General features: G+C 32.5%; 18 protein-coding genes, 1 other RNA gene and 1 pseudogene. 10 read left to right on the top strand and 10 right to left on the bottom strand.

What is annotated here, in order from left to right; all coding sequences use genetic code 11:
* The first annotated feature begins 377 nt into the window (after positions 1 to 377).
* Positions 378 to 1,301, top strand: a complete 924-nt coding sequence (locus tag ACFX5D_RS14885; RefSeq protein WP_379858999.1) for a hypothetical protein — start codon at positions 378 to 380, stop codon at positions 1,299 to 1,301.
* Positions 1,302 to 1,376: 75 nt separating this feature from the next.
* Here ACFX5D_RS14885 and ACFX5D_RS14880 read toward each other — a convergent pair whose 3' ends face one another.
* From ACFX5D_RS14880 to ACFX5D_RS14860, 5 genes are all read right to left on the bottom strand, one after another.
* Positions 1,377 to 2,996 (bottom strand): ABC-F family ATP-binding cassette domain-containing protein, encoded by a 1,620-nt coding sequence (locus tag ACFX5D_RS14880; RefSeq protein ID WP_379858998.1) that lies wholly within the window; start codon positions 2,994 to 2,996, stop codon positions 1,377 to 1,379.
* Positions 2,997 to 3,184: 188 nt separating this feature from the next.
* Complete coding sequence (locus ACFX5D_RS14875; RefSeq protein WP_379858997.1) at positions 3,185 to 5,212, bottom strand: beta-N-acetylhexosaminidase; 2,028 nt, start codon at positions 5,210 to 5,212, stop codon at positions 3,185 to 3,187.
* A gap of 18 nt (positions 5,213 to 5,230) precedes the next feature.
* Positions 5,231 to 7,168, bottom strand: a complete 1,938-nt coding sequence (gene nagB, locus ACFX5D_RS14870) for a glucosamine-6-phosphate deaminase (protein ID WP_379858996.1) — start codon at positions 7,166 to 7,168, stop codon at positions 5,231 to 5,233.
* A gap of 105 nt (positions 7,169 to 7,273) precedes the next feature.
* Positions 7,274 to 8,854, bottom strand: a complete 1,581-nt coding sequence (locus ACFX5D_RS14865) for a RagB/SusD family nutrient uptake outer membrane protein (RefSeq protein WP_379858995.1) — start codon at positions 8,852 to 8,854, stop codon at positions 7,274 to 7,276.
* Positions 8,855 to 8,864: 10 nt separating this feature from the next.
* Positions 8,865 to 11,894, bottom strand: a complete 3,030-nt coding sequence (locus tag ACFX5D_RS14860) for a SusC/RagA family TonB-linked outer membrane protein (RefSeq protein ID WP_379858994.1) — start codon at positions 11,892 to 11,894, stop codon at positions 8,865 to 8,867.
* A 277-nt stretch (positions 11,895 to 12,171) separates the two neighbouring features.
* On the opposite strand from ACFX5D_RS14860, the gene ACFX5D_RS14855 reads away from it, so the two are divergent.
* The 3 genes from ACFX5D_RS14855 (at position 12,172) to ACFX5D_RS14845 (ending at position 15,770) form a co-directional block, all read left to right on the top strand.
* The gene (locus ACFX5D_RS14855; RefSeq protein WP_379858993.1) at positions 12,172 to 13,224 is read left to right on the top strand and encodes a sensor histidine kinase; all 1,053 of its coding nucleotides are present in this window, start codon (positions 12,172 to 12,174) and stop codon (positions 13,222 to 13,224) included.
* On the top strand, positions 13,214 to 13,915 hold the full coding sequence (locus ACFX5D_RS14850) for a LytR/AlgR family response regulator transcription factor (RefSeq protein ID WP_379858992.1): 702 nt from the start codon (positions 13,214 to 13,216) through the stop codon (positions 13,913 to 13,915). Before ACFX5D_RS14855 ends, ACFX5D_RS14850 begins: the two co-directional genes overlap by 11 nt.
* A gap of 193 nt (positions 13,916 to 14,108) precedes the next feature.
* Positions 14,109 to 15,770, top strand: coding sequence for an MFS transporter (locus ACFX5D_RS14845; RefSeq protein WP_379858991.1), 1,662 nt, complete (start codon positions 14,109 to 14,111; stop codon positions 15,768 to 15,770).
* A gap of 122 nt (positions 15,771 to 15,892) precedes the next feature.
* Here ACFX5D_RS14845 and fsa read toward each other — a convergent pair whose 3' ends face one another.
* The 3 genes from fsa to ffs all read right to left on the bottom strand — a co-directional run bounded on the left by fsa (position 15,893) and on the right by ffs (position 17,707).
* Positions 15,893 to 16,549, bottom strand: a complete 657-nt coding sequence (fsa, locus tag ACFX5D_RS14840; protein ID WP_379858990.1) for a fructose-6-phosphate aldolase — start codon at positions 16,547 to 16,549, stop codon at positions 15,893 to 15,895.
* 127 nt (positions 16,550 to 16,676) lie between these two features.
* Positions 16,677 to 17,483 (bottom strand): SDR family oxidoreductase, encoded by an 807-nt coding sequence (locus ACFX5D_RS14835; RefSeq protein WP_379858988.1) that lies wholly within the window; start codon positions 17,481 to 17,483, stop codon positions 16,677 to 16,679.
* Positions 17,484 to 17,609: 126 nt separating this feature from the next.
* An RNA gene (ffs, locus tag ACFX5D_RS14830) (signal recognition particle sRNA small type) lies at positions 17,610 to 17,707 on the bottom strand.
* Between the two features lie 88 nt (positions 17,708 to 17,795).
* Here ffs and ACFX5D_RS14825 point away from each other — a divergent pair.
* Complete coding sequence (locus ACFX5D_RS14825) at positions 17,796 to 18,845, top strand: glutaminyl-peptide cyclotransferase (RefSeq protein WP_379858987.1); 1,050 nt, start codon at positions 17,796 to 17,798, stop codon at positions 18,843 to 18,845.
* Positions 18,846 to 18,855: 10 nt separating this feature from the next.
* Positions 18,856 to 20,094 carry an imidazolonepropionase gene (gene hutI / locus ACFX5D_RS14820; protein ID WP_379858986.1) on the top strand — a complete coding sequence of 413 codons (1,239 nt, stop codon included), beginning with the start codon at positions 18,856 to 18,858 and terminating at the stop codon, positions 20,092 to 20,094.
* Positions 20,095 to 20,142: 48 nt separating this feature from the next.
* Here hutI and ACFX5D_RS14815 read toward each other — a convergent pair whose 3' ends face one another.
* On the bottom strand, positions 20,143 to 21,027 hold the full coding sequence (locus ACFX5D_RS14815) for a hypothetical protein (protein ID WP_379858985.1): 885 nt from the start codon (positions 21,025 to 21,027) through the stop codon (positions 20,143 to 20,145).
* A gap of 100 nt (positions 21,028 to 21,127) precedes the next feature.
* On the opposite strand from ACFX5D_RS14815, the gene ACFX5D_RS14810 reads away from it, so the two are divergent.
* From ACFX5D_RS14810 to ACFX5D_RS14795, 4 genes and pseudogenes are all read left to right on the top strand, one after another.
* Positions 21,128 to 22,165, top strand: a complete 1,038-nt coding sequence (locus tag ACFX5D_RS14810; protein WP_379858984.1) for a formimidoylglutamase — start codon at positions 21,128 to 21,130, stop codon at positions 22,163 to 22,165.
* A 112-nt stretch (positions 22,166 to 22,277) separates the two neighbouring features.
* A complete protein-coding gene (locus ACFX5D_RS14805) occupies positions 22,278 to 23,531 on the top strand; it encodes a DEAD/DEAH box helicase (protein ID WP_379858983.1) in 1,254 nt (417 codons plus the stop codon).
* 228 nt (positions 23,532 to 23,759) lie between these two features.
* Positions 23,760 to 23,999 (top strand): Hsp20 family protein, encoded by a 240-nt coding sequence (locus ACFX5D_RS14800; RefSeq protein WP_379858982.1) that lies wholly within the window; start codon positions 23,760 to 23,762, stop codon positions 23,997 to 23,999.
* Between the two features lie 25 nt (positions 24,000 to 24,024).
* Positions 24,025 to 24,156: pseudogene (locus ACFX5D_RS14795) on the top strand (Hsp20/alpha crystallin family protein); the annotation flags it as partial.
* Positions 24,157 to 24,263: 107 nt separating this feature from the next.
* Here the strand turns inward: ACFX5D_RS14795 and ACFX5D_RS14790 are convergent.
* Positions 24,264 to 26,459: a response regulator gene (locus ACFX5D_RS14790; RefSeq protein ID WP_379858980.1), complete on the bottom strand. Its 2,196-nt coding sequence runs from the start codon at positions 26,457 to 26,459 to the stop codon at positions 24,264 to 24,266.
* Positions 26,460 to 26,506: the final 47 nt, after the last annotated feature.

Here is a 26,506-nt window from a genome sequence, read left to right as displayed (position 1 = left end):
CAAAGTCGCCATGACGCAATTATAGATTTTCTGGGCGCCTTTGCGAGATTTCTTTCTCAGTAACCTTTGTGAAAAAGGATAACAGTATTTTCAAAGATTAAATGGTATTAATTTTTAAATAATTTATAATTTCAAGATACACTTCCAATTTGTAAAAGAACTAAATCATCATTTTTTGTCAGTTAAAAAGCCATTGAGTAAAAATCTAACTTTCAAATATTTATAAAAATTAATCATTAAAATACTACAAATTTTAAATATTAAATGACTTTAATCGCATATTCCAGTCCGTTCATAGAATAAGTTAATATATATATTTTTGTACGAATACTTTTAATAACTTAACCTAAACATTTAAAAATTTAAAAGTAAAAACTATGAAAAAATTTGCCAAAAAATCTTACGTCTTTTTAAAATTTTCATTCCTACTTGTCTTTTTCAGTATGGTTTATTCTTGTCAGACTGAAGAATTAACGCCAGCACATTATGATACTACAAATAATAAAAAAGTAACTTCAACATTAAAAACAAGCGTAGTGGCTCCTGTTTCTACTAAAATATCAAGCGGTAATTGCAACATCAACTGTATTAAAACTGACGGACCTTATTATGAAACAACCGACCGACAAATTGTTACTTGGGGCGGTTCTAATGATGATAAATTTAGTAAAACGATTGACATTGTGTATTATAATACGGCTACTGATTTTATTTTAAAAGTAAAAAGTACTGAAGGTTGGAGCGATTTGGTAATCGATGGAGTTTCATCGTGGACCAGTGTTCCTGTTGCAGCAAATGTATGGGGTACTTTAACTATTCCTTTAAGTTTAGGATGGAAAGCTTGTGACCTTAAAAGTTTTGCATTAAAAGTCTCAGGAAAAGGACCTCAAGCTAGTTTTAATGTAAATTATAGCCTTTTTGGTTTGTGTAACGATTGTGTAACTTCTTTTACAGGAAAAGCCATTTCATGTGGAGAGTCTCGTGAAGCCGAATATAAATTTAAATCCGATAGCGATTTATCTTCTTTCAAAATACAAGGAGGATTAACTAATTTTACAGGTGCAAATGCAATTGTTACCGTTACTGGCGGCACTAATACAACCACTACACAAGTTACACCTGGCAATAGTTCGAATAGAGTAATAACCGTAAAAGGAGCTCTTTCCAAATGTTCGGAAGTAATTATAAGAGTCACTTGGAATTCAACAAATACCGGCAGCACAATTACCGGTGATTGGTCTGTAGTAACCGACAATCTAAATGTTGCTCCTAATCCTATTTCAGGTTTAACTTGTAATTAAAAAGAATTGATAACTCATTTAATAAAAAAGGCGATTGTTTATAAAACAATCGCCTTTTATTAAAATATTAATTTTTTAAATCGTGTACATCTTCACTCTCAATTCTTGAACTTTTTCATCATCTAGATAGTCATCAAAAGTCATATAACGGTCAATTGCTCCGTTTGGAGTCAATTCAATAACACGATTAGCAACCGTTTGAGAAAATTCATGATCATGAGTGGTGAAAATTACAGATCCTTTGAAGTTTTTCAATGAATTATTGAAAGCTGTGATAGACTCTAAGTCCAAGTGATTCGTTGGTTCATTAAGCATCAAAACATTTGCACGCTCCATCATCATTCGAGACAACATACAACGTACTTTTTCTCCTCCAGATAATACTCTGCACGTTTTCAAAGCTTCTTCTCCTGAAAAGATCATTTTACCAAGGAAACTACGAATATTAACCTCATCACGCTCTTCTTCTGTTTTTACCCATTGGCGTAACCAATCCACAAGGGAATAATCGCTCTCAAAAAAAGAATGATTTTCTACTGGCAAATAAGCTTGATTTGTAGTAACTCCCCAATCAAAAGTACCTGAATCCGCTTTTTGATTTCCATTTAAAATTTCGTAAAAAGCAGTTGTAGCACGTGAATCTTTTGAGAAAAGGACAATTTTATCTCCTTTAGCCATATTCAAATCAACTCCTTTAAACAAAATATCACCATCAATTGAAGCACTCAAGTTTTGCACATTCAAAATTTGATCTCCTGCTTCACGCTCCTGATCAAAAATAATAGCCGGATAACGACGGCTTGATGGTTTTATGTCCGAAATATTCAACTTACTAATCATTTTTTTACGAGAAGTAGCTTGCTTTGATTTGGCCACATTCGCACTAAAACGACGTATGAACTCTTCTAATTCTTGTTTCTTTTCTTCGGCTTTTTTGTTTTGTTGCGCACGTTGTTTAGCGGCTAACTGGCTTGATTCATACCAAAAAGTGTAATTACCGGAATAATGATTTATTTTACTAAAATCAATATCCGAAATATGGGTACAAACGGAGTCTAAAAAGTGTCTGTCGTGAGAAACTACAATTACTGTATTTTCATAGTTTGCCAAGAAATTTTCCAACCAAGCTATGGTTTCAAAATCCAAATCATTGGTAGGCTCATCCATAATAAGTAAATCAGGATTTCCAAAAAGAGCTTGTGCCAAAAGGACACGAACTTTTATTTTACCCTCAAGATCTCCCATTAAAGTATAATGATGTTCTTCAGAAATTCCAAGATTTGACAACATCGATGCTGCATCAGAATCAGCATTCCAACCGTTCATTTCTTCAAATTGCACTTGCAACTCCCCTATTCTATCTGCATTTTTATCATTGTAATCTAAATACAAAGCATCCATTTCTTTTTTGATGGCATACAATGTCTTATTTCCCATCATTACAGTCTCAAGTACGGTGCTTTCGTCAAACATATTATGGTTTTGGTTTAAAACCGACATACGTTTTCCGGGTTCCAAATGAATATGACCTGATGTAGGATCCATTTCACCTGCAATTATTTTAAGAAAAGTAGATTTTCCAGCACCGTTGGCTCCGATAACTCCGTATATATTACCATGTGTGAAGGTAGTATTCACTTCATCGAACAAAATTCGTTTGCCAAACTGAACTGATAAATTGTTAACTGTTAACATAAATATTTTTTATAAAAATTTTTGCAAAAATACGAAAAAAATACTGATTTTTATAAATTGTAGATAGCTTAACTTTAAAATAGTAGTCCTGGAAAAATGCGATGAAAATTAAGCTTGTTTACACTTATATTTTCTTTAAAATTAACAACCAAACAAGCTTAATTTTAATACTTATCTTTTGGAATATATCACTGACTTAATTTCTTTAAACTAGCTAAAACTACCACTTCAACATCGGCGGGACTTCTGGTATTAAATTGTTCTAATAAACCATTTAATTGATCAGTGTTAACTGTTTTTTTGTTTTCTATAACTAATAAAAGTTCTTCGGATATGTCCTTTAAATTTTTGGATAAAGGCAGAAGCGGTTGAATTAGCGGCGCATTGCCACTTAAATTATTTAAATCTGCATCCATAGCAATCCATTTTTTGAAAAAATTGGTCACCGCCGTTTGACTTTCTTTATTTTTATTTTCTAAAAAATTGTTTACCGCTATATCAAAAGCATAGGCATCAAAAGCATCTGCTGTGCAGGCATCAGCAAATAAAGTTAGTGGAGAAAACATAAAATATTTTTTCCCTCCTCCATTTCGTTTGTAATTTTTTAGTGGTTCACAAACATTAGAAAAATCTCTCAATGCTTTTGTGTCTTGATTATTACAGATGTTACTTAAAATCACCTCTTTGTTTCTAAGATGCATAATGCCTAATTCTTCCAATCTAAAAGAGATCGTTTTCAATCTTTTATGCAAACTATTCAAATCATTAATATTTTCATTAGACCACAATCTTTCAGCGATAGCCGCAGTTCTTGGCCAAATTCTGGAGTCAATATTCAAAGGCGTCACCAGTTCGCTCCACATTGTTGCTTCGCCTCCTAATATTCTTGCTTTTTCCTCAGCAGTAAGAACAATATTTTTTGGTATCGGATCGTTCAAATAATGACTTTGTATGCTAAGCATTAAATCAATGTAATAGCCATTGGACAAAACTGTTTTGTAACCATTTTTTGCAGCAGCGATAAGAGATCCTCCTGGAACAACACTTTCATTCGCTCCTTTCCAAGAATGAATAATAGCCTCTTTGGACATATCTTTTGTCATTATTTCTTCCCACCCCATTAATTCTTTATTATATTTTTTTAACATTGGAATCAATTTCATTGTAAAATACGTCTGCAGTTCATGATTGTTAGCTAATCCATTTTTCTTCTTAAATTCTTGTATTTTAGGATTTGCATCCCATTCTTTCCCTTGATTTTCATCACCACCAATATGAAAATAGTTTCCTGGAAACAATGGACAAACTTCATCGAAAATTTCACTTAATAACTGATATGTTTTTGGATTTGTCGGGTCTAATGTTGGCGTGTAAATCCCTGACCTTCTTCCTACTGTATAGGTAACTTCATTACTTACTTTACTTCCAATTTCTGGATAAGCAGTCAATATTGCCGAACCATGCCCCGGAACATCAATTTCCGGAACCACTAAAATCCCTCTTTGATCAGCATATTTTACGACCGTTTTAATTTCCTCCTGAGTATAATAATATCCATCTGAAGCTAATTTAGTCAATTTAGGATGCTTTTTAATTTCAATTCTCCAACCTTGATCATCTGCTAAATGCCAATGAAATACATTCATTTTCATTGAAGCCATTGCATCGAGATTCCTTTTAATAACATCTACAGGCTGAAAATGTCTTGCTGCATCTATCATTAATCCTCTCCAAGTAAATCTTGGAGAATCCGTAATTTCAACCATTGGAAAATAATACGAAATACTTGTGTTTTGCAATAATTGCAACAATGTTTCTAACCCATGCAATGCCCCAAGATCTGTTACCGCATTAATCATTATTTTATTCGAAGAAATCGTTAAGGCATAACTTTCGTCTTCATTCAATCCTACTTTCCCATTTCGGATACAATTAATTTGTAATTCTGCACCAGGAACCTCATTGTTTTTTGTTATAAAAGCTTGTTCCAAAAATAATCCAGTTCTGCCATCTAATCTTCTCAAAAAATTGGTCGCTCCTACAAAAATTCGAGGGTTGGGATTGCCGGTAATATTTAATTTAAAACTTTTTGATAAAGTAAAAGTTCCTGAGGTCAAATTTATATTCTGCGGCCACGGCATCAGATCTAATTCTTCCTTTTTAATTTGTGAATTAGATAAAAAAGGAATAATCAGTAGGATTAAGATGTATTTCATATGTTTTCATTGTTCTTTTTAATAATCAAAACGCTTAAAAGCTTCAATCGCTTCGTATTCCGCTAACCCTAAATCATCATATAATTTAGCCGTATGCTTATTCCTATCTTCTGCTCTTACCCAAAATTCTCTGGAGTCATTTCCCTGAAACATCACTCTGTCTTTTTGAGATTGGTGATATAAAATAGCATGTCTTTTTAGTAGAACTTCATCTGGACTTAAAGGTACAGCCATGTCAATTTCATGAATATCCCATTCATGCCAAGCCCCTCGGTACAACCACAACCAACAATCATTCATGTATTTCTCAGGCTTCAATTGTTTCATTGCCTCAAATATAGCATTAAGACAAACTTCATGTGTACCATGTGGGTCTGCTAAATCTCCTGCCGCAAAAACCTGATGAGGTTTAATTTTTGCGATAATACCCTGAACTATTGCAATATCTTCAGGACCTAACGGATTTTTTTTTATATGTCCTGTTTCATAAAACGGCATATCCAGAAAATGAATATTCTCCTCCTTTAATCCAATATATCTTGTCGCTGCATAAGACTCTCGGCGTCTAATCAATCCTTTCAATTTTCTAGCCTCAACTGTATCGACTTCATTTTCTGATTTATTATTTAAAAAATTTATAACCGCTTGAAAATTCATTTTAGTTTTAGCATCTCCAATGAAATCATTACAAACCTCAGCAAATTTCAAAGCTTCATCATCTGTTACTGCAATGTTTCCAGAGGTCTGATAAACCACATGAACATCGTGTCCTTGTTTTATTAATTTAGAAAAAGTTCCTCCCATAGAAATCACATCATCATCAGGATGCGGACTAAAAAGGATCACTCTTTTCTTATCAGGATTAGCCCTTTCCGGTCTATGGGAATCATCAGTATTAGGTTTACCTCCTGGCCATCCGGTTATGGTGTGCTGCAATACATTGAACATATTTATATTCAAGTCGTAAGCGGAACCTTCTAATGCTAAAAGATCAGACATTCCGTTATTATTGTAATCTCTGTCGGTCAATTTCAAAATAGATTGATTGGTACTTTGACACAGCCAAACAATTGCTTTGCTTTTTAACTCTTGAGTCCAAATACATTCGCCCACTAACCACGGTGTTTTAAAACGGGTTAATTCCGAAGCTGCCGATTGATCTAAAACGAACGTAGCATTAGCATGATTTTGCAAAAATGTCGCAGGAACTTCAGAGCTAATATCGCCTTGAATTGTTCTTTTTATTATATCTGCTTTGTTTTGGCCCCAAGCCATTAATACAATTCTTTTAGATCTTAGAATAGTTGAAACTCCCATGGTAATTGCTCTTTTAGGAACATTGTCAATCCCATTAAAATCAGATGAAGCATCGACTCTTGTAATGTGATCCAAAGTAATTATGCGAGTGCCCGAGTTGATATGGGATCCTGGTTCATTGAACCCTACGTGACCCGTACGACCAATACCTAATAATTGAAAATCAAGTCCGCCAGCATTTTTAATATTCATTTCATAATCAATACAGTATTGATTCAGCTCTTCAATGGCTATAGTTCCGTCTGGGATATGTATGTTTTCAGGCTTAATATCAATATGATTAAAAAGATGCTGATGCATAAAATAATGATAGCTTTGATTGTTCTCTTTAGTCATTGGATAATATTCATCCAGATTAAAAGTGATTACATTACTAAAACTAAGGCCTTCTTCTCTATACATTCTAACTAGTTCTTCATACACTTTAATAGGTGAAGAGCCAGTAGCCAAACCAAGAACACAAGATTTATTTTGCTTTTCTTTTGATTTAATCAATTCGGCAATTTCCTGCGCTACAATTACAGAGGCTTCTGTTGAGTTTTTGAAAATTTCATTATGAATTTTTTCAAATCTAGTTTCTTCGAATTTACCGGCACTTTTATAGCTGATGTCTGGTTTAATTTCTAAAGCACTTTTCATTTTTATTTTATTTTAATTCTACTTTATAAAGATATGCATTTTTTTAAATGGTGTAAGTAATAGGAATCACTTACACCATTTCTATTTTCAATCTATATTATCTTTTTAGAAGTTAGGTCCGGTAGTATCCCACCAAAGTCTAGTTCCTCCAGTATCAGCTCCGCCAAGTTTTGTTAGTCCAGTGGCTACACCACCTGCATTTCCATCTTTTTCAGACTGTACAAAGTTTACCCTTCTTACCCCTAAATTAGAATCTATTTTACCTCCACTTGTGTTTTTAAGAACCGGTAATAATTTTGGATATCCTGTTCTTCTATATTCTGACCAAGCTTCTTGTCCTTCCGGAAAACTAGCAATCCATTTCTGAGTAATGATTTTTTGCAACTTCACTTCATTTGTGGCAGCAACATCCCAAGCAACAGTCACATTATTTAATGCTGCACCATTATTTGCTGGAAAATTAGGATCTACATACGCTTTTGCTGTTTTCACATTATCAGCAATGTAAGCCGTAGCGCCTGAAACTCCATGTTGACTGAAAGAAGCAGTTATACCCATTTCATACAAACTTTGAGCTGTTTCACCCATATTCCAACCTCGTAAAGCTCCTTCAGCTCTTAATAAATATACTTCGGTTGTATTCATCAAAACAATCTCTTTTGAATTGACAATTGGACCAATCGCTGAAAAATCAACATGGTCAGCTTTAGCAGCAATTTCTATTCCAGTACGAACTCCTTTGAACTGACCAGGAAATTGAACTGATGTATTAAAGAAAATTGGTAACCTTGGATCAGCATAACCACCCATTATTGATTCCATATCTGCTGACATACGAATGTCTCCCCATGCTGTGCTAATTGTAGCAATTGGATTGTTGTATGTAGGAGATACTACTTTGAAAGTATCAGCATTTACAGTCATAACTCCATATTTTTGAGTAATGGCTTTTTCTGCTTGCGCTTTCGCCAAAGTTGAATTCTTTTTAACAATACGCATTGCTAATCTTAGACGTAATGAATTAGCAAATTTAACCCATTGTTTATAATCCCCTTTATAAGATGAAAGATCAGTAGTTACAAATGTAGAAGTTTCATTTGCATCTACTCTTTTTGTTAATTCAGCAACTGCAACATCTAATTCTTTAAACATCTGATTGTAAACTTCGTCTTGAGAATCATAAGCAATTACCGGATCAGTAGTTCCAAATTTTGAATATACAATAGGTCCATAAGTGTCCGTTATCCTATGCATTCCTTCAACTTTCAAAATCAAAGACAACGCATAAAATTGATCGTATTTCCCTTTTGCTTTTTGTTCTACATTGTAAGCATTAAACATTACATCGCCATAAGCGGATCCCCAAGCAAAACCATTCCAACCGTCTACAAGATCATAAGTAGTGTTGTTTGTTCCTCCTCTAAAAGCAGTTCCTGTAGCCATATAACCTGACCAAATATCTCCTTGTAATCCTTGTTGAACTTGGTATTTCCATTCTGGTGTAAGAACTATTATATTATTGAACATTGGTCCAAATGAACCTTTTATATGATTAAAATCTTGTTCTAATAATTCTTGGGTAATACCGTTTGGATTAGTATTTATTTCTTCAAAATTATCTGTACAACTCACTACAGCAAGCAAGGAAATACAAATAGCTGTTCTTTTTATAGTATTTAATTTCATGATTTTTTGATTAGAAAGTTACGTTTAAATTAAGACCGATACTTCTTGTAGATGGCATTCCGTAAACATCAATACCTTGTAAACCTTCCCCTGTACTTAATGAAATATTAGGATCAAATGGAGCATCTTTGTAAATAAAACCTAAATTTCTGGCAATTAATGACAAACTGGCGGTTTGTAAGAAAGGTAATCTTTTAGTATTAAATGTGTACCCTATTGAAACTTCTCTTAAGCTTACATTAGTAGCACTATAAACATATTCTCCTGTTGCTCCTGCTCTACCGCCGGTTTGTTTATAATAACTTTCGGCTGGATATTTTCCTGCATAAGCAGAACCATCAGGATAAACTGCATTAATAGCAACTCCACCAGCATTTCTAGCATCTCCTGTAGCTTTTGAAACTCCAAATTCGTCATTTATAGCTTCAGTTAAACTCATTACGTTCCCACCAAATCTTCCATCAATAAGTACATTTGCAAAGAAAGAACCAAATTTAAATGAGTTAGAAAAACCTAACATAAAGTCTGGATTTGAATTTCCTACTTCTTCAAAACCTGTTTTTTGAATTGTCCCGTCAGCATTTAACAGCACTCTGCCTTGAGCATCTCTTTTAATATTTACACCTTCGATAACACCATAGGGTTTACCTTGTTCTAAAACGTAACGGTAGTTATTCACTCCAGCTTCAGTCAAAATTACTTTTCCTCCTAATTCAGCTGGAATTTCTTTAACTGTATTTTTATTTTGAGAATAATTTACCGTTGCATCCCAAGAGAACTTATCGGTTTTGACAATTTTTCCGGTAACTACAGCTTCAAAACCTACGTTTTTAATACTACCTGCATTAATACCGTAGTATTTTACACCAAGCGGATTCGTTAGTGGAGCAAGAATTTGTAAATATTGATGTTTAGTTTCTGAATTATAATAAGACAATTCGAATCCAAGTCTGTTATTAAAAATTCTCCATTCTGTACCAATTTCAACTTCTGATTTTAATTCTGGACGCAATGACGTTCCAGGTTTTGGAGCTGCAATAGCAGGCTTATTACCTTCTGAAGTAAAACCATTAGTTGGAGAAGTAACAAAAGGAAAAATATCATTCCCTACTTGTGCATAAGTGGCACGAACTTTTCCGAAATTAATAAAATCTGGCAAAGTTGTCATTTCGCTAATAATAGCAGTTACACCCACAGATGGATAGAAGAAACCTGAATTATTCGTATTGACTAATGTAGAAGACCAGTCGTTTCTTGCTGCAAGATCTAAAAACAACATGTCTTTGTATCCAAAAGTAGTAGCTGCAAAAACAGATTGTACTTCTTTCGAAGAATCTAGCGTTTGTAAATTTCCGGCATTGTTCACAAAATTACCCAATGTAAACCAGTTTGCTATTTGTAAACCTCCACCAATACCAGAATCCAAAGTTGTTCTTTGATTTCCTATTGTATTGGTAATACTTGTTCCTACATTAGCATTAAAACTAAAATCCTCATTGAATTTAGTATTAATTGTAGCAATCAAATCACCATAACGTTGCGTGCTTAAAGTATTCACGTTTATGTATCTTCCGTTTGTGTGAGATAAAGTACCTTGTGTAGTGGCATATATCTTTTTATCAAAACCACTTTCTACACGATTGTAACTGTATCTTGAAGCAACACTTAACCAGTTATTTACTTTATAATCTAAAGCAATTGATCCGTTAAAAAATTGATTGGTATCTTCTGACTTATTTCTATTGATTCCCCAATATGGATTTTGAAGAATGTCTCTGTTAGTCATCCAGTTTTGAACCATCATATTTCTTGAAGGATCAAAAACTTCGAAGTTCTCTTTGTAGGCATTAAAATCATTGCCTCGTGGCATCAAATAAACGCCGGTTAAGGGATTAAAATACAGTCCATTTACAGGTCTATTAATGACTTTTTGAGTAGTATAATTTGCATTCGCGGCAACATTCAATTTATCATTGAAAAATTTTGCTGTTTGACGAATCCCAAAATTATTTTTCTTTAAACCACTTCCTGGTATAATTCCAGATCCACTAGTATTAGCATAAGATAAAGTAGTAGATGATATTGCCGAAGCCGAAGAAAAAGCCAATGAAGTAATTTGTGTGTTTCCGGTATCAAAGAAATCTTTCACATGGTCATTAGAAGCTCCTTTTGCTCCCCAAGTTTCTTCGCCTCCTGCTACAGCAACATATTCATTTTGAAATTTTGGTAAATATGCAGCCGACTCAAAAGTAGTTACTGAGGAAGCTTTAAGATTTGATTTTCCTTCTTTTGCTTTTTTAGAAGAAAGTAAAATTACTCCATTTGCACCTTGACTTCCGTATAATACAGATGCAGCAGCACCTTTAAGAACTGTCATCCCTTCGTAATCATCTGGATTAATAAGAGATACAACATCTCCTCCATCACGGTTTCCACCGGCAGTGTCGCCAAAAGCAGCATTAGGTTGACCTGAAGTTCCATTAAACAAAGGAATACCATCAATTACATAAAGTGGTTGGTTGTTACTCACGGAAGAATTTCCTCTAATAACCACTTTTGTGGAACCACCCGTACCACCAGCACTTTTTGTTACGGCAACACCAGCAATTTTACCCGCAATTGTATTAATGATATTTGCATCTTTAACACGGGTTAATTCTTCTCCTTTTAATTCTTGAGCGGAATACGTTAATGATTTTCTGGTTTTCTTGATACCAAGCGAAGTTACCACTACTTCAGTAAGCGCTGTGGAAGCAGCTTCTTTCAATTGTACTTTAATAGCACGATCGTCACCCACTAGAACTTTTTGGGTTTCGGAGCCAAGGTAAGAAATAACCAAGGTCTTTCCTTTTAGCACTTCAATAGAGAAATTACCGTCAAAATCGGTAATAGTTCCTTTTGATTCTCCTTGTACTGTAATAGATGCCCCAGGCAATGGTGAACCGACAACATCGGTCACTGAACCTTTGACAGTTTTTACTTGTGCAAGCATAACTTGCGAAGTAAGAATAATCATAAAGATTAAGATAATTTGTTTCATTTTCAAAGGTTTTTGTTAGTTATGGGGTAAATTTATCTTTAAGGGTATTCTAAAAAAAATAATTTATACCAACTGTACTTTATTTTAAACCAACGACATAATTTTATCAACAATACGTTTTTCAAGTACACTTTTTATGTGTTTTTTTTACCTGTTTTCTGTTTTTTGATATTTTTATTTAAAAAAAAGTGTTTTTTGTTATCAAATTGATTAAAGTTGTAAAAAAATTAAGAGCCAATATTTTAATGCATAAACCATTAATTATTAAGTAAAAAAAGTGCGCAAAAAAAAAGAAATAAAATTTGATATCAGACATCAGAACCATTTTTGGTTTTGGGGATTGTTTTTTTTAATGAACTTTCTTCGTTGGGGCGCTTATTTTAATGATTATACATATTCATTAAAATCTAATATTTTAGAATTTTCACTTCACATTCCATTAGTATATTTCAATCTATATTTCCTTATACCCCGCTATGTATTAACTTCAAAGTATTTTAAATATAGTGTAGGATTACTATTGAGTCTAATGGTGGTTTATTTATTGAAAACTGAATTAACCTATTATATCATTTCTGAAGATATTTGGCCAGAAGCCAACAGAGAATACAAACCTTTTGAATTGAATCATATTGTAGCTGTATGCATTGGTGAAATTTATGTCCTTGCGATCGCATCCTCGGTATATTTAACTTTAATCTGGCTTAAGGAAAGGGAACGAAATAGAGCCATAAAAGAAAATCAATCTAAAATTGAATTAAAATATTTAAAAAATCAAATTCAGCCTCATTTCTTCTTTAATACTTTAAATAATTTGTACGCTTTATCGCTTGAATCCTCTGATAAAGTTCCAGATGTGATTATAAAACTTTCAAAATTGATGGAATATGTCCTATACGATATTGAAGGAACTAAATTTGTTCCCTTGATAAATGAAATTAATTATATTCAGAATTATATTGAAATCGAAAAACTTCGTTTTGAAAACGTAGAAGTAGCCATAAATATAGATTCTAATATTGATGAAATTAAAGTTCCACCTTTACTTTTTATATCTCTTGTAGAAAATGCGTTTAAACATGGTGGCATAAATAATGGCAACCTCAAAATAAAGATTAACTGCAAAGTCATTAATGGAACTCTCTTGAGTTTTGAAATTCTGAATAATTTTGTACTTTCACAGCATACAAAAACAAAAAAAGGTATCGGTCTAATAAATACTAAGAAGCGGTTGAAATTAATTTTTAAGAACCAATACACTTTCGAACATAAAATAAAGTTCAATTATTATATCATCTCTTTACAAATACCTATTCATAATGAAGATTAAATGTGTTTTAGTAGATGATGAACCATTAGCTATAAAAGTACTTCAAAATTATTTTACCAATTTTCCTGATTCTGAAATTATTGGCACGTTTAGCAATGCACTGGAAGCACTTGAGTTTATCAATAACAATAGTGTAGATGCCGTATTTCTTGACATCAACATGCCTATGATGACAGGATTTGAATTGATCCGATTAATAGAGTATAAAACTAAAATTGTAATCACCACAGCCTTTAGGGAATTTGCTGCCGAAAGCTATGAATTAGACGTTTTAGACTATTTAGTAAAGCCAATCCCCTTACCCCGATTTATTAAGTGCATCAATAGGATATCAACAGAAATCAATTTAAAGAATAACATAAAAATTGAAGCACATCGAATTGAACCCCATGTTTTTATCAAAGTAGACAAGAAAATGGTAAAAGTAACAATAGATGAAATTCTGTTTATCGAAGGAATGAAAGAATACATTAAGGTCGTGACAATTGATAAAACTTACATTACACACAAGTCATTAACTTCATTATTCGAGGGATTGCCAATTGATCGATTTGTAAGAATTCATAAATCGTTCATCATTGCAATAGACAAGATAAAATCGATAGAAGGAAACCGAATTCAAATACTTTCTTACACTTTGCCCATAGGACGAAATTACAGTAAAGATGTAAAAAGTAAAATTTTAGAATAGAAGTCATTTTAATATTTTACGTGAAAGCTTAAAAAAATAAAAAAAAAGCATCATTTTCTAATAAAACGTGATTATTCTATAATTTTAAAAATATTTATTCTAAATAATTTTTTTTTAATTTACTTAACAAATATATTTACCCGTCGTACTGCAAAAAAAACAAAAAATTAAACTAAAAAAACCAAAAAAAATTATGAATTCAGAACAGACGAAGTCGAATAATTCGGCTCTTTATACCTTAATTACAGTATTCTTCTTTTGGGGATTTATTGGAGCATCAAATGGTGTTTTTATCCCTTTTTGTAAAGCTAAATTTGGTTTAGACCAGTTCCAAAGCCAGCTTATCGATTTTGCCTTTTATGGTGCTTATTACATAGGAGCTTTACTTCTTTTCATTTTTAGTAGTTTAGCCAAAAATGATATTCTAAATGCTTGGGGATTCAAAAAAGGAATTATATACGGATTATTGATTAGTACTTTTGGAGCCGCTTTAATGATATTAGCTGTTACACAAGGTAGTTATTTATTCATCTTAGGTGCTTTATTCATAGTTGCTTTAGGTTTCTCTTTACAACAAACTTCCGCACAACCTTTTGCGGCTTCGTTAGGTGAGCCGCACAGCGCATCAAGCAGATTGAATCTTGCTGGAGGAATCAATTCCTTTGGAACTACAATAGGACCAATAGTTGTTTCTTTCGCTTTATTTGGCGTTTTTTCTGGAGTGAGTATTGAAGAATTCGCTCAAAAAGCAAATTCATTGGATTCTATGAGAATTCTATATGTGTTTGTTGGCGGACTTTTTTTATTGGCTGCAGCATTATTCCATTTTTCTAAAAAATTACCGTCAGGAAAAAGTGATTCATCTTTTGAAACAGCTCGTAATGCAATGAAAACACTTATTGCTATTACAGTAATATTAGTAGCTATTTTTGCTTATATCTTCTCCCGTTATGAAGATCCTGAATTTATAACTCGTTTTATAGATAATAAAGAAAAAGATTATTTAGGTTTAAGTCTTTCTGTAGCAACATTATTAGTTGTTGTAATGGGATTATTATTCTCTAATGTAACCGCACAAAAAAATGCTGAAGGTTGGGGCGCAATGAGATATCCTCAATTAGTTTTAGGAATGTTAGCGCTATTCACTTATGTAGGTGTAGAAGTAACTATTGGTAGTAATCTCGGTTCATTATTAGAAACAGATGTTTTTGGTAAAATTACAGGACCGGCTTTAGCTCCATATATGTCTATGTATTGGGGGAGTTTAATGATTGGTCGTTGGGCAGGTGCAATTTCTGTTTTTAACCCATCATCTCAACTTAAAAAAATATTATTAATCGTTATTCCTTATTTAGCTTTTGGTGTGGTTTTGGCCGCTAATGCAGTTTCAGGTCAGGATGTTACCCCATTATATGGTTACGCATTCGTAATTGTATTCCAAATTGCTGGTTTCTTTTTAGGTAAAGATCAACCTTCTAGAACCTTAATGATTTTTGGTTTAATGGGAATGATTGCTATGTTAATTGGTTTATTCACTACTGGGACAATCGCTATTTTTGCTTTTATGAGTGGTGGTTTATTTTTAAGTATCATGTGGCCATGTATTTTCTCACTAGCAATTGCAGGTTTAGGAAAATATACATCTCAAGGATCTGGATTCTTAGTAATGATGATTTTAGGGGGTGGAATTATACCACCATTACAAGGAAAACTTGCCGATATCATTGGAATTCACGCTTCATATGCAATCCCAGTGCTATGTTTTGCTTTTATAGCATTCTACGGTTGGAAAGTAATCGGAATACTTGAAAAACAAGGAATCGGTCACGAAATAGAAGTTGGTGGAGGTCACTAATTTTCAAATAGAATAACAAACCAAAAAACCAAACCAACTAAAAAATCCCATTCGCCGCGGCGAATGGGATTCTTTTATTTAATTCAATGAGCTTGATCAACTGTTTCCTGAAAACAAAAATATTATTTATTACCTTTTTCGAAATCAGCAACAAACTGCGCTAATCCAATATCAGTCAATGGGTGTTTCAACAAACCATAAATTGCAGAAAGTGGCCCAGTCATAACATCAGCACCAATTTTAGCACAATTTACAATATGCATCGTGTGACGAACAGATGCAGCAAGAATTTGAGTTTCATAACCGTAGTTATCATAAATCAATCTGATTTCTTCAATCAAAGCTAAACCGTCCGTAGACACATCATCTAAACGACCAATAAACGGAGAAACATAAGTAGCTCCAGCTTTAGCAGCCAATAAAGCCTGTCCTGCAGAGAATACTAAAGTCACATTCGTTTTTATTCCTTTATCCGAGAAATATTTAGCAGCCATAACTCCTTCTTTAGTCATAGGCAATTTTACAACGATTTGATCGTGCAAATCAGCTAATTCTTCCCCTTCTTTAACCATTCCGTCGTAATCCAAAGCATTCACTTCAGCACTTACATCCCCATCAACAAGATTACAAATATCCACATAATGCTTCAAAATACTGTTTTTTCCAGTAATCCCTTCTTTAGCCATCAATGATGGATTTGTAGTAACTCCATCCAAAACGCCTAATGCTTGTGCTTCCTTAATTTGAGCTAAATTAGCCGTGTCAATAAAAAATTTCATAGTATTTATATATTTAATTGTGTGTGTGTTTTATTTGGGCGTGACCACAAGGGTCAGGCTTTTCGCTGTATCCTCGCTAAAAAGCGAGGGATGCCGCTACAATCCTTCACGCAAATTTGGTGCAAAATTACAACTTATAATGGTTCATTAGCATTTTTTCATATACTTTATCTGGTAAGACTCTTTTGAGAACAATAGAGAACTTTTGCATAAAAGCCCCTACTTTGTAATGAATTTTAGGTTCCGGAGTTTGAATTATTTTATACACCGCTTCTGCCATTTCATTTGGATTACTACCGCGATCTACATGCTCATCCATTGCTTTCAATGTATTTCCGTATGGACTTTCATAAGCAGAACCTTTAATTAAAGGAGCGTGAAAACGTCCCAAAGCGATATTTGTGGCAAAATCGCCTGGTGCTACATTCGTAATATGAATGCCAAAAGACTTTACTTCCATTCGCAAGGCTTCTGTAATTATTTCAAGAGCTCCTTTTGAAGCCGAATAAATACTTCTGTAAGGCAAACCCATATATCCGGCAATAGAAGTAATATTAATAATAAGCCCAGATTGCTGTTGACGCATTTGTGGCAACACCGCTTTCATCACTTCAATAGGTCCAAAGAAATTCGTCTCAAAATTATTTTTGATTTCGTGCATTGGAATTTCTTCCAACGGTCCGGTAATTCCAACACCAGCATTATTGATTACAACATCCAGTCTTCCAGAAATCGCAATTACTTTGGCTACAGCCGCATGAATCAAATCCGTATCCCGAACATCTAAAGCGACCAAAGGAAAAACCGAATTTAAAACTCGTTCCGGATTTCTGCTGGTACCATAAACCATAAAACCCTTATGATGCAAAAATTCACCTATTGATTTCCCGATTCCCGACGAACCTCCTGTAATTAGAACAACTTTATTATTCATCTTAATAGCTATTTCTTAGTGTTTATGATACGAAAGGTCCAAAAATAAAAAAATCCTCCCGAAGGAAGACCACTTTTGTACGAAATAATTCAAAAAAAAAATCTTCCGCAATGGAAGATTAAAAAAAAATGGCAAGCGACCTACATCGCACCGCTCAACCACGTACCCTTGCTATGTTCCCATCCTGGGGGAGTCTGCAGGAGCTGGTCGTGTAGGACTTGCCGGTGCAAATATACAATACTTTTTATATTTTTGCAATACCTTTGCACCTATAAAATAACGTTGTATATTGGGGTATTAAAATTTTAAACTATGAAAAATTATAACTTCCTAACTATCATTTTATTAGGAATTACGTTAGTAAATTGCAACGATACAAAAAAAGACGAAAATTCTATATTTACCATCGATAATACTAAATTTAAAGCACAATATCAGCCTCAAGAGTCACTACAAATTGGGATTTTAAACCCAAATGACAAGGCTGTAGATAGTATTATTTACTATGTCAATGATAAAAAAATTGCTTCAAAAAAAGATCTTGATAAAGTAGCTTTTGAATTGAAAGATCAAAAATTAGGGTATCAAAACCTAAAAGCTTTAGTTTATTTCGGAGGCGAAAACTCAGAAGCTACCGCCAGAATCGAACTAGTTTCCAATGTCACACCAAAATTATTGAGCTATAAAATTATAAATACGTTCCCTCATGATACAGCGTCTTTTACCGAAGGATTAGAATTTTATAAAGATACTCTATATGAAAGCACCGGATTAAAAGGCAATTCATACTTTAGAAAATACGATTATCGAACAGGAAAAGTTTATAAACAAATTAATCTTGATGCCAAATATTTTGGAGAAGGAATTACTTTTATAAATGATAAAATGTACCAACTGACTTGGCAAGAAAAAACAGGTTTTATTTACGATGCAAAAACATTAAAACTAGAAAAAACTTTTACATATGATAAAGATATTGAAGGTTGGGGAATGACAAATGACGGGAAATACATTTATCAAACGGACAAAACGGAGAAAATTTGGAAAATGGATCCAAACACTCAAAAAATGATTGATTATATAAACGTGTATTCTGGAGATTCTAAAATAAAATCTATCAATGAATTAGAATGGATTAACGGTAAAATTTATACCAATGTATGGCAAAAAGATGCGATTGCCGTTGTAAATCCTAACAATGGTGCGGTAGAAGGAATTTTAAACCTCTCAGGTTTGCGAAAATTAATAAATGCAACTGCAGATGATTATTTAAACGGTATCGCTTATAACCCAAAAACTAAAACCATTTTTGTTACTGGGAAAAACTGGGACAAAATGTTTGAAATAACGGTTTCCGAATAATTCTTTAGAAATGATAACATTAATCATCAATATCAAAGAATTGCTTCAAATTCGGGATTCTTCAATTTTGAAAGTTTCCGGTGCCGAAATGGCGATTCTTCCAACGATCAAAAATGCTTATTTAGTAATTCAAAATGGGCTTATTTCTGATTTTGGTTCAATGGACGATTTACCGAACATAAATCCAGAAAAGTGTATTGACGCCGACGGAAAAATAGTTTTACCCTCCTGGTGTGACAGTCATACTCATATCGTGTATGCAGGAAATCGAGAACAGGAATTTGTTGATCGAATAAATGGCTTGACTTATGAGGAGATTGCCAATCGTGGTGGTGGGATCTTAAATTCTGCTACAAAATTAAACGAAGCTACTGAAGACGAGATTTATGACCAATCAAAAAATCGTCTGGAAGAAGTGATTAGTTTGGGAACTGGAGCTGTCGAAATCAAATCAGGATACGGATTGACCGTTGATGGAGAACTAAAAATGCTTCGTGTTATCCAACGTTTAGCACAAAACTATCCAATAACCATAAAAGCGACTTTTCTAGGCGCTCATGCATTCCCTCTAGTATATAAAGAGGACCACAAAGGTTATATTGATTTAATCATCAATAAAATGCTTCCTGAAATAGCGAAAAACAAACTGGCTGATTATATCGATGTATTTTGTGAAACCGGCTATTTTACAGTTGAAGAAACAGAACAAATCATGGAAGCGGGAATTCGTTTTGGCTTAAAACCAAAAATCCATGTCAATCAATTCAACTCTATCAGAGGAATTCAAGCGGGAGTAAAACACAATGCACTTTCTGTAGATCATCTGGAAATTATGAAACCCGAAGATATTGAAGCATTAAAAAATACAGACACAATGCCTGTTGCTTTACCTTCGTGTTCCTATTTCTTGAGTATTGCTTATACTCCAGCTCGTGAAATGATTGCAGCTGGTCTTCCATTAGCACTCGCAACAGATTACAATCCGGGCTCAACTCCATCAGGAAATATGAATTTTGTAGTAGCAACCGCCTGTATTAAAATGAAAATGACTCCAGAGGAAGCCATAAATGCGGCGACACTTAACGGAGCGTATGCAATGGGAATTTCTGAAACGCACGGAAGTATATCCATTGGCAAAAAAGCCAATTTGATTATTACAAAACCTATTTCCTCCTATTATCAATTACCTTATGCTTTTGGGAGTAATCTAATTGATATTGTAATTCTAGAAGGAGAAATAATTGCATAAAAAAAGAGGAACCCAAGTTCCTCTTTTTTTATGCAATTATTTAAAATATTATTTTAAAGAAAAACTTGTTTTAGAAACCAATTGATCCTTATCAAAAATATTTACAAAATAAGTTCCTTTGGGAAAGTCTTTCCCTCGTAAATTCTCTGTTACATCAATTGTTTTGTTTTCATAATTAACATTAGATACAAAACTGTAAGTTAAAGTATTATCACCAAAAGTTTCTGTTTTCTTGTCTCCTAAAACATTGTTTTTACTGTCAATAACTTGAACATAATAAGATTTAGTCCCTGATTGCGCTACTTGATTTTCAGCAATAGTAAAACTAATTTTAAGAACATCCGCTCTACTTGCTTTATCTGTAGCAACTTCTTTTCCAGAACTTTTTAATTTATAAGCTGAACCTCTTGTATTCAAAACAGTTAATTTTGCTGCTTTTTCAACTACTTTAGATAATTCTTCATTTTGCCCAGCTAATGCTTCATTAGATTTTTTTGCTTCTCCTATTACAACTACTGCGCTATCACGTTGTGTTGTTAAGGTTGTATTTTGTTTTTTCAACCCTTCATTTTCAGCCATCAAAACTTTCATTTTTGACTGTAAAGCAATTGATTGCGTTTTGTATTTTGCTAATGAAGCCACATCTCCTTTTGATTTACTAAGATCATTCATTAAGTTTACCACTTTATCTCTCTCTTGAGTTAACTCATCAGACATTGAAGTGTTTTCTGAAATTGCAGCATCATAAGTAGATTTTAATTCCTGCAAATCTTTCATGACGGACTCTTTTTCAGTTAATGTTGTTTTTAATTCTGTTTTAACAACATCAGTATCAGAAGTCATTTTAAAAATATATACTAAACTTCCCACTAATAAAACTGCTAAAACTGCAATAACCGCTTTTAGACTTGAACTGCTTTTTTGATTTTCCATATTCTATTTAATTTATTTTTTACAAATTTAACAATATATAACTACCATATAACGTAAGTTAACACAATTATAGTATTTTTGGAAAAAACATTTTTTTAAAATGGAAAAGATTACCCCTTTTACAATCAATGATCTTGCTAAAGTTACCAACCATAGAAGTGGCGAAATAAAATTTGGTGAGAAAATGATAACAATACCGAAAGACAGCGATGCATTAGATTTTCTTAAAGCTTCCGATGCTAAATATGTATTATTTGGAATCCCGGAAGATATTGGCATACGCGCTAATTTTGGGCGGCCAGGAGCAGCATCTGCGTGGGAAAGTGCAATAAAAAGCATTGCTAATATTCAGCACAATCGGTTTTGCAAAGGCAATCAACTAATTGTTTTAGGCCAATTAGAGGTTAGCAAAGAAATGAAGGAAGTTGAAAATTTAGATTTTAATGACATTGATGACCGGGCCAAACTAAGTCAACTGGTAGAGCAAATAGATAAAGATGTATCTCATATAATTTTTAATATTGTAAAATTAGGAAAAACCCCAATAATCATTGGTGGTGGACACAATAATTCTTACGGAAATATTAAAGGATCGGCTCTGGCCAAAGGTAAATCTGTAAATGCAATAAACTTTGATGCCCACTCCGATTTTAGAATTTTAGAAGGACGACACAGTGGCAATGGTTTTTCCTATGCCTATGAAGAAGGTTTTCTGAAAAAATATTTTATTTTTGGTTTACACGAAAACTATACCTCTAAAAGCGTTCTTGATATAATTAAAAAAATTGAAGATCGGGTGCGCTACAATACGTATGACAGTATCAACATTAGACGAGAAAAAGAGTTTAACCAAGAAATGGAACAAGCTTTAGAATTCATAAATGATGATTTCTACGGCATCGAAATTGACTTGGATGCTATTCCCAACATAGCTTGCAGCGCAATGACGATGAGCGGTTTCTCTGTTGAACAACTACGACAATTCATTTCCTTTTTTGCAAAATATAAAAATGCTACGTATTTACATATTTGTGAAGGTGCACCGGATCTGGGAGAAGATAAAAACAATCATTTAATTGGAAAGCTTATTGGTTATCTCGTTACTGATTTTATCAAATCGAATCAGCATATCTCATAACTGTTTATGCTATAAATTGCTTAAACTCATAACCCATTTACCTAATCCATAAATAACACTATCTTTGCACCACTATCTATGTACCTAATACAAGATATTTAATATTAAAAATATGTTATTCGAAGATTTTTCACTTTCAAAAAGTATACAAAGAGCCGTATTTGAACAAGGCTATTTAGAAGCAACACCAATACAAGAACAAGCTATTCCAATCATTTTATCAGGCAGAGATATGATTGGTTGCGCTCAAACCGGTACTGGGAAAACAGCCGCTTTTGCAATACCTATAATTCACCAGTTGCATAGAATAGTGGGCTCATCTAAAAAAGCAAGCCCAATTCGTGCCTTAATTATTACACCTACAAGAGAACTAGCCGTACAAATTGGCCAAAACTTTGACCAATACGGAAAATATACAAACTTAGTTCAACTTACCATTTTTGGAGGAGTTTCCCAAGTACCCCAAGTAGAAATGCTTAAAAAAGGTATTGATGTTTTGATTGCCACTCCGGGACGTTTACTAGATTTAGTAAAACAAGGCTTTATAGACTTAGATCATTTACATACGCTGGTTCTTGATGAAGCAGATCAAATGCTTGATATGGGATTTGTAAATGACGTCAAAAAAATTGTAAAATTGACACCTAATAATAGACAAACACTCTTTTTTTCTGCAACAATGCCAATTGCCATCAGAGAATTAGCCGAAATATTTCTTAAAGACCCAGTGACTGTTACTGTTTCTCCCGTTTCTTCTACAGCTGAAAATGTAGAGCAAAGAGTTTATTTTGTTGAAAAAACAGAAAAAAGAAACTTATTATATCATTTAATTAAAAACGAAGATCTATCTGATGTATTAGTTTTTTCAAGAACTAAACACGGAGCGGACAATGTTGTTAAAGCACTTCGAAAAAATAATATTGCTGCTGAAGCCATTCATGGTGACAAATCTCAAAATGCAAGACAACGTGTTTTAGATGCTTTCAAAAATAAAGAAATTGGTGTTCTAGTTGCAACTGATATTGCCGCCAGAGGAATTGATATTGATCAATTACCTTTTGTTATAAATTTTGATTTACCAAATATTCCTGAAACTTACGTCCATAGAATTGGTAGAACGGGTCGTGCTGGAAATGGTGGAGTAGCGATTTCTTTTTGCAGTAAAGATGAGCATACTTATTGGAAAGACATTCAAAGGCTGACAAAGACCGATGTAAAAATAATAAGTGATCATCCTTATCCATGGCATTCAGGAAGTCCTGAGACAGCACCTGGCGCAAAGCAAAACAACTCTAATCGCAGTGGTGGAGCTCATAAATCAAGAAAATCTGAAGTTTCAAAACAGAATAAAAAACGTTGGTATTAATTTTCTTTATATCTAAAGCTTAACAGGTACGAAATGTCTTTTATTTTTTTATTCAAAAATATATTTCAACACTAATAGTATTTTTTTAACATTTTAAATGTTAATTTATTTTTAAGATTACATGTTTTACTGATTTTATGTTACTTAATTAAAACAATTTAAAATATAAAACTATGAAAACTTTAGTTAAAAGAAACAATTTTGATTCTTCAGTGAATACAATTTTTGATGATATTTTTACAAGAGATATTTTTGATTGGACTGATAAAAAAATTTTCTACAATTGGAAGCAATTTACCTTCTATAAATCTAAAAGAAACAGACAATAAATTAGAAGTTGATTTGGATGCAAGTGGAATGAAAAAAGAAGATTTCAAAGTTGAAATTGATGATAATATGCTTATGATTTCTTCTGAAAAACAAGAAGAAAAAAAGAAGAAAGAAAAAAGAAAATTATCTATTAAATGAATTTAATTATTAATCCTTTTACAGATCTTTTTATCTACCGGAATATATTGATGAAAATAATGTAGAAGCAAGCTACAAAGATGGTATTCTTCATGTTGAAATTGGTAAAAAAGAGAGTAATAAGAAATTAGCACACAAAACAATTACCATTAAATAAGTATTAGAATATTTATTTTCTTTGAATAAATAAAAATCGTTAGATCATCGGAATAATTAAATTCCCTACTGATTTAACGATTTTTATATTCTACAATAAAGGCTAAATCAAATTGGTTTTAATTTTTTAGAACTAAGATTATCAATACATTTAAACAATGTATTTGAATCAAAAGGTTTTACTATAATGTCATTTATTCCTGCTGAAAGAGCTTCCTCCGTTATTTCTTCTTTATCAAAAGCAGTTAGTGCCACAATTGGTGTTTTTATACCAATATTCCGAATTCTTTTTGAGGTCTCAAACCCGTTCATTAATGGCATATTAATATCCATAAATATAATATCAAAATCTTCGTCTTCCAGCAGTTTTAAAGCTTGAAATCCATCATCTACAATGCTACAGGTGTAGTTGTTTTTTTTGAGTATTTTTTCAGTTACAATTTGGTTAATTCTATTGTCTTCTACCACTAAAACCTTCAATAATTTGTTTAAGGATAAATCAACTTGAATGTTATTTATTATTTCGTTACTCTTATTAGTATCTGATTCAAAGGCTATCGTGAAGGCAAACTCGGTTCCAACACCAACGGTACTTTCTAAAGAAATATCGCTTCCAAATAATTTTAGGAGACGTTTGACGATAGACAAACCTAAACCAGTTCCTTGATAGTCGTCTTCTTTTCTTCCTACCTGCACAAATTTTTCAAATATCTTATCTTGATCCTCCATGGCTATACCTACTCCATTATCCTTAATCTTGAATTCAATAAAATGAAATTTATTTGTTATTTTTAATAAATTCACCTCAATTAATACTTCTCCATTAGTGGTGAATTTCAAAGCATTGCCTACAAGATTTATGAGAATTTGGGAGAGTCTTAATTTATCTCCAATTAAATTCTCAGGAATTGTTGACCCAATCTTCAAAACAATTGTATTGTTATTATTTTTTGCTAAAAATAAAAGGGAGTTTTTAATCATATTTAATTCATCCGAAATATTGAATGTTAAATTTTCAAGAACAACTCTATTCTCCTCTATTTTATTAATTTGGAGTACGTCATTAACCAACGACAATAAGTATCTCGCTGAAAATTTTAAAGATTTTAAATGTGGACTATCAGCTAATTCTTGATGCTCATCTAAAAGCATATTAGTAATTCCAATAACACCATACAACGGGGTTCTCAGTTCATGAGTTATTGTTGAAACAAATTGGGATTTTAATAATGAAGCTTCTTCTGCATTATTTTTTGCAAGAATTAATTTGTCATTAGTAAATGAAAGCTCTGTGTTTATTTTTTTCTTAAAATTATTATTTTTAAACAACGTATAAATAAGTAGTAATAAAACACTTAAAACAATTATAAATAAAAGAACAATAATTTTTGATTTCCTTAGATTTTGAGATTGCAATTCTTTTTCAATTTCAATTTTTTCTACCTCTCTTTTATACTCCTCCAACTCAAGATTAATTCCTGCCAATTTCGCTTTTTCATCCATCTTTTTATTAAAAAGATCAATCGTAAATTTATCGTAAAGGACTAAGTTTTCATACGCTTTCTTATAACTCCCGTTTTTGAACAAATACTTGGAAAATTCTTGATGAGTATAGGACAAATCTAATTTTTCATTTCCTTCATTTCCTAGTTTAATTCCTTTTAAAAAAAAAGCGGTGGCACTTTTATTATCTTTCTTAAATCCACAATACATACCATTAAGCATATTTAGGGCCACAATAGTACTTTCATCTCCAAATTTTTTATGGTAAGCATTAATGAACTTCAAGTACGGGAAACCATCATCGTAAAAACCAAGATCAAAAAAAGCCCATACTATATTGAGTTTTGTTAAAAGTATTTTGCTTGTATCTGCTATCTTATAACAATTCTTTAAGGAAGTTTTGTAATAGTTAATTCCTTTTTTATATTGCTTTTTTTCAAAACAATATATGTTACCTAAATTATTATTTATTCCATATTTAATGGTATCATTACCGGTCATATTAACATAAGACAGTCCTTTGTTATAAAAAAAAATAGCTTTATCAAATTGTGATAGTTTCTCAAAATTTGCACCTATTATTTTATAACATTTTGCTATAAGGTCATCATCCTTGAGCACAATAGCATGACGCAAGGCAAGTCTTGCTGTCACTAATGATTTTTCAAAATTAGAATTAGAATAATAAAAAGTTGCTTGTTTTGATAAGTCAGCAATTTCTTTATTTGAGCGTGCTGCAGTTACTGAATAACAATTTACGCTAAGCAAGCTAAGTGTCGTAAGAAATAATAAAAATCTCATTCGAAGCATAAATATTTTTTTATCCGACTCAAATGTACAATATATTA

The sequence above is a fragment of the Flavobacterium fructosi genome (assembly GCF_042787335.1).
In the GTDB taxonomy this organism is placed as follows: domain Bacteria; phylum Bacteroidota; class Bacteroidia; order Flavobacteriales; family Flavobacteriaceae; genus Flavobacterium; species Flavobacterium fructosi.
This window is presented reverse-complemented; position numbering and strand designations above follow the sequence as displayed.